We start from the raw sequence: 4,791 nt of genomic DNA on the forward strand, positions 1-4,791 counted from the left end.
CTTTTTAAATGTGCCGGTTGTTATTGTAAGACGGGACAGCAGGGTCACAGAAGGTTCTACAGTAAGCATTAATTATGTTTCCGGTTCATCCAAACGAATTCAAACGATGGTCCTGGCAAAGAGAAGCTTAGAGACGGGCTCGAATGTCCTGATTATCGATGACTTTATGAAGGCCGGCGGGACGGTCAGCGGAATGGTGAACTTACTTGCTGAGTTTCAAGCGAACGTAGCAGGCATCGGAATTCTAGTGGAGTCTGAAAATATCGAAGAACGCCTGGTCGATGACTATGTTTCCTTGGCTAAGTTGGAAAAGGTCAGTGAAAGAGACCGACAGATAGAAGTGCAGCAAGGCAACTATCTTCAGCATGTAAAAGAAAATATTACAATAAACTAAAGGGTGTGTAAGATCATGAAAGTTGTTCATACAGATGCCGCTCCAAAAGCGATAGGTCCATATTCCCAGGGGATCATCGTCAACAATCTTTTTTACAGTTCAGGTCAAATACCGTTATTGCCAAATGGAGAATTACTTGAAGGAGATGTGAAAGAACAAACTCATCAAGTATTCAAAAACTTGCAAGCGGTTTTAGAAGAAGCCGGTGCTTCCTTGGAAACAGTAGTGAAAGCCACTGTTTTCATTAAAGATATGAATCAATTTGGAGAAATAAATGAAGTGTATGGAGAGTATTTCTCCGCTCACAAACCTGCAAGGTCTTGTGTGGAGGTTGCCCGTTTACCGAAAGATGTTCTGGTAGAAATAGAAGTTATCGCTCTAGTAAAATAGAATCTGTTCTTTTTACACCAATTTGCCCAAAATTTTCAAAAAAAATTTGAAAATAAGAAGGAATTCTAGAAAATTTAGAGAATTTATAATACTAAGTTTTTTATTGGGACAAAAGGTGGTGAACAGAATGGAAGTAACTGACGTAAGATTACGCCGCGTAAATACCGATGGTCGCATGAGAGCTATCGCATCTATTACATTAGATCATGAATTCGTTGTTCATGACATCCGTGTGATCGATGGAAACAACGGCTTGTTCGTTGCGATGCCTAGTAAACGTACGCCGGATGGAGAATTCCGCGATATTGCGCACCCAATCAATTCCGGGACGCGTGGGAAAATCCAAGAAGCGGTTCTAGCAGAGTACCACCGCTTAGGCGAATTAGAAGTAGAATACGAAGAAGCAGGTGCTTCTTAATCGATAAAAGGTGAAACAGGCTGTTATGCGGCCTGTTTTTTCTTTTGGTCTTTTTTTTGACAAATAAATGTACTTTCGTGTACTTCCTTGAAATGGGCCCCGTTTTAGGATATATTCGTAATGGATAATTAGGTGAAAATGGAGGCCGTTATGATAAATCGATATGCCGTAATTTTAGCAGCTGGACAAGGTACACGGATGAAATCCAAATTATATAAAGTGTTACACCCTGTTTGTGGCAAACCAATGGTTCAACATGTCGTTGATCATGTCTCTGCACTCAACTTCGAGAAAATTGTAACTGTGGTTGGACATGGAGCGGAGACAGTAAAGAGCCATCTTGGATCAAGAAGCGAGTATGCCCTTCAGGCAGAACAGTTAGGAACAGCGCATGCAGTCATGCAAGCTGCACCAATGTTGCAAGATAAAAAAGGCGTAACACTGGTCATTTGTGGAGATACTCCACTTATCACACCGGAAACGATGCAGGAACTGCTTGATCTGCACGAAAACACGGGAGCGAAGGCGACCATTCTGACAGCTTATGCAGAAGATCCTACTGGGTATGGACGCATTATCCGCAATAGCGAAGGACATGTTGGGAAAATTGTGGAGCACAAGGACGCTAACGAAGATGAACGTAAAGTGACAGAAATCAATACAGGTACTTACTGCTTCGATAATGAGGCACTTTTTACAGCGCTGAACAATGTTTCCAATGACAATGTGCAAGGAGAATATTACCTTCCGGATGTCATTGAAATACTGAAAGAACAAGGCGATATCGTTTCTGCCTACCAAACATTAGACTTTGATGAAACACTTGGAGTCAATGACAGAGTGGCACTTTCTCAGGCCGAAAAAACAATGAAGAAAAGAATTAATAAAAAACATATGATCAATGGAGTTAGCATCATTGATCCAGATAATACGTATATCTCAGCAGATGCAGAGATTGGCAGAGATACTGTCATCAACCCTGGCACCGTTATCTTGGGTGAGACGAAGATCGGGGAAGATTGCATCATCGGTCCGAACTCCGAGATTAAAGATTGCCAAATCGGGGACCGAACAACCATCCGCCAATCTGTGGCACATGACAGTGAAATTGGTCATGATGTAAATATCGGACCGTTTGCTCACGTGAGACCTGATTCCAAGATTGGAAATGAAGTAAAGCTCGGTAACTTTGTGGAAGTGAAAAAAGCGACATTTGGAAACGGAAGCAAGGCTTCTCATCTTAGCTATATTGGAGATGCGGAAGTTGGAGCGGACGTGAACCTTGGATGCGGCTCTATCACCGTCAACTATGATGGGAAAAAGAAATACTTAACCAAAATTGAAGATGGTGTGTTTGTAGGTTGCAACTCCAACTTGGTGGCACCTGTAACAATCGGCAAAAACGCCTATGTTGCAGCAGGCTCCACCATCACAGAAGATGTGCCAGGAGAAGCACTATCCATCGCACGCGCACGCCAAGTAAACAAAGAAAACTACGTAAACAAGCTTAACAATAAATAAATCGACTGTTTCAGAGAGTTTTTACAGCTGTTGATTGGAGCACAGGGCGAAGACTCCTCGAAAATGCTACGCATTTTCTTCGTGCGATGAATCGCTGACGAAGTCTTCCTTGTCCTGAGGGAGATAGCGGTAGCTTGAGACCCCCGAGCGTTGTGAGGAGGCTCAAGCAGCGCCCCTAGGAAAGCGAAGTCCGGTGCGGAAATCAACAGTAGTGTTTAACAAAGTCATTAAAAGAAGCCATTAAAAAAACCTAGCGGAGGGTTCAAGATATCATGCCAAAGTATGCAGATTCTAATCTAAAGATTTTTACGTTAAATTCCAACACAGCCTTAGCGGAAGAAATTGCTCAACATGTAGGTGTTCCAATCGGAAAATGTTCCGTTGCCCGTTTCAGTGATGGAGAAGTCCAAATAAACATCGAGGAAAGCATCCGTGGTTGTGACGTGTATGTGATCCAATCTACAAGCGCACCTGTAAACGAACATATCATGGAGACGCTTATCATGATTGATGCACTAAAACGTGCTTCTGCAAAAACAATCAACATTGTAATGCCATACTACGGTTATGGAAGACAAGACCGTAAAGCGCGTGCTCGTGAGCCAATCACGGCTAAACTAGTGGCAAACCTATTAGAAACTGCTGGAGCAGACCGCGTCATCACGCTTGATCTGCATGCACCGCAAATTCAAGGATTCTTTGATATCCTGATTGACCACTTAATGGGTGTTCCGATTTTGGCGGAATACTTCGATAGCAAACAACTAGAAGACCTTGTAATCGTATCCCCTGACCATGGTGGGGTAACAAGAGCAAGAAAGCTAGCTGATCGCTTGAAAGCGCCGATTGCGATCATCGACAAACGCAGACCTCGTCCAAATGTTGCAGAGGTTATGAACATTGTTGGTCATATCGAAGGAAGAACGGCCATCTTGATCGATGACATGATTGATACTGCGGGAACCATAACGTTAGCGGCAAATGCCTTGATTGAAAATGGAGCAAAAGAAGTATATGCATGCTGTACACACCCAGTACTGTCAGGCCCTGCAATTGAACGTATTCAAAACTCTAAAATTAAAGAGTTGGTAATCACAAACACCATCTCCTTACCAGAAGAGAAGAAAATAGAAAAAATCACACAACTGTCTGTTGCACAGCTTATTGCTGAAGCGATAATTCGTGTGCATGAAGAAAAATCCGTTAGTACTTTATTTGATTAATCGTAAGAATCATGTTTAACCTTCCGAAAATTGGGGAAATTGAATGAGAGACAAGTATTTTATTTTCCCAGGAAGGTGATAAGAATGTCAGTATTACATGCAAATGAACGTACAGAATTCAAAGGATCTTCAAAAACCAAAATCCGTGAGGAAGGTTTAATTCCAGCGGTTGTTTACGGGAATGATACAGAAAATAAATCTATTACTGTCGATAGTAAAGAATTTATTAAAACGATTCGTGAAACAGGACGAAACGGCATCATTTCGCTTGAAATCGGCTCAGATAAGCGCAAAGTAATGCTTTACGATTATCAGATTAACCCGTTGAAAAGCTTGGAATTCGTCCACTTGGATTTCCATGTAGTAAATTTTAAATCAGAGATTGATGTAGATGTTACGGTTCACGTTACAGGCGATGCAAAAGGAGTGAAAGATGGAGGGGTCTTACAACAAGTTCTCCATGAAGTCTCCATCAAAGCACTTCCAAACGATGTACCGGAATCCATTGATGTGGATGTCACGGAACTTGACGTGAACGAAAATATCACAATCGGCGATTTAAAATCAGGTAAATACAGCTTCAATCATGAAGATGATGAAGTGGTTGCTTCCATCTTACCTCCACGACAAGAAGAGGAAATCGATCCTGGAGAAGAACAAGAACCAGGCGAGCCTGAACTTGTAGAAGGTAGAGAAAACAAGGAAAGCACAGAGGAGGAGGCGTAACCTTTATGGTTACGTCTTTTCTCTTGTTGCGGAGAAGATTTTCTAAACACTGTGGCATGAGGAGTACAATTATGGAGGTTAGTAGCTAAGGGAACTAGATGATTAAAAATGCCCAAAGC

At 42.0% G+C, this 4,791-nt stretch carries 6 protein-coding genes; all 6 read left to right on the top strand.

Translation table 11 applies throughout. From position 1 onward, the window contains the following. Nucleotides 1-394 (top strand): phosphoribosyltransferase family protein (locus tag M313_RS0116865; RefSeq protein ID WP_010197989.1); only part of this gene is annotated, 394 nt, incomplete at its 5' end. Between the two features lie 12 nt (nucleotides 395-406). Then, nucleotides 407-784 carry a 2-iminobutanoate/2-iminopropanoate deaminase gene (gene ridA, locus M313_RS0116870; protein WP_029326259.1) on the top strand — a complete coding sequence of 126 codons (378 nt, stop codon included), beginning with the start codon at nucleotides 407-409 and terminating at the stop codon, nucleotides 782-784. Nucleotides 785-911: 127 nt separating this feature from the next. Continuing rightward, nucleotides 912-1,202, top strand: a complete 291-nt coding sequence (gene spoVG, locus M313_RS0116875) for a septation regulator SpoVG (RefSeq protein WP_010191385.1) — start codon at nucleotides 912-914, stop codon at nucleotides 1,200-1,202. A 150-nt stretch (nucleotides 1,203-1,352) separates the two neighbouring features. Further along, on the top strand, nucleotides 1,353-2,723 hold the full coding sequence (glmU, locus tag M313_RS0116880) for a bifunctional UDP-N-acetylglucosamine diphosphorylase/glucosamine-1-phosphate N-acetyltransferase GlmU (protein ID WP_010191387.1): 1,371 nt from the start codon (nucleotides 1,353-1,355) through the stop codon (nucleotides 2,721-2,723). A 272-nt stretch (nucleotides 2,724-2,995) separates the two neighbouring features. Beyond that, the gene (locus M313_RS0116885) at nucleotides 2,996-3,946 is read left to right on the top strand and encodes a ribose-phosphate diphosphokinase (protein ID WP_010191388.1); all 951 of its coding nucleotides are present in this window, start codon (nucleotides 2,996-2,998) and stop codon (nucleotides 3,944-3,946) included. Between the two features lie 84 nt (nucleotides 3,947-4,030). Beyond that, nucleotides 4,031-4,672 carry a 50S ribosomal protein L25/general stress protein Ctc gene (locus tag M313_RS0116890; RefSeq protein ID WP_010191390.1) on the top strand — a complete coding sequence of 214 codons (642 nt, stop codon included), beginning with the start codon at nucleotides 4,031-4,033 and terminating at the stop codon, nucleotides 4,670-4,672. Nucleotides 4,673-4,791: the final 119 nt, after the last annotated feature.

Origin of the sequence: Bacillus sp. m3-13, assembly GCF_000175075.1 — a bacterium.
Taxonomy (GTDB): domain Bacteria; phylum Bacillota; class Bacilli; order Bacillales; family Bacillaceae_I; genus Sutcliffiella_A; species Sutcliffiella_A horikoshii_C.

Excerpts from the sequence above, each read along its gene's own strand:
- M313_RS0116885 (WP_010191388.1), top strand. The coding sequence starts at position 2,996 with ATGCCAAAGTATGCAGATTCTAATCTAAAGATTTTTACGTTAAATTCC.
- glmU (WP_010191387.1), top strand. The coding sequence starts at position 1,353 with ATGATAAATCGATATGCCGTAATTTTAGCAGCTGGACAAGGTACACGG.
- spoVG (WP_010191385.1), top strand. The coding sequence starts at position 912 with ATGGAAGTAACTGACGTAAGATTACGCCGCGTAAATACCGATGGTCGC.
- M313_RS0116890 (WP_010191390.1), top strand. The coding sequence starts at position 4,031 with ATGTCAGTATTACATGCAAATGAACGTACAGAATTCAAAGGATCTTCA.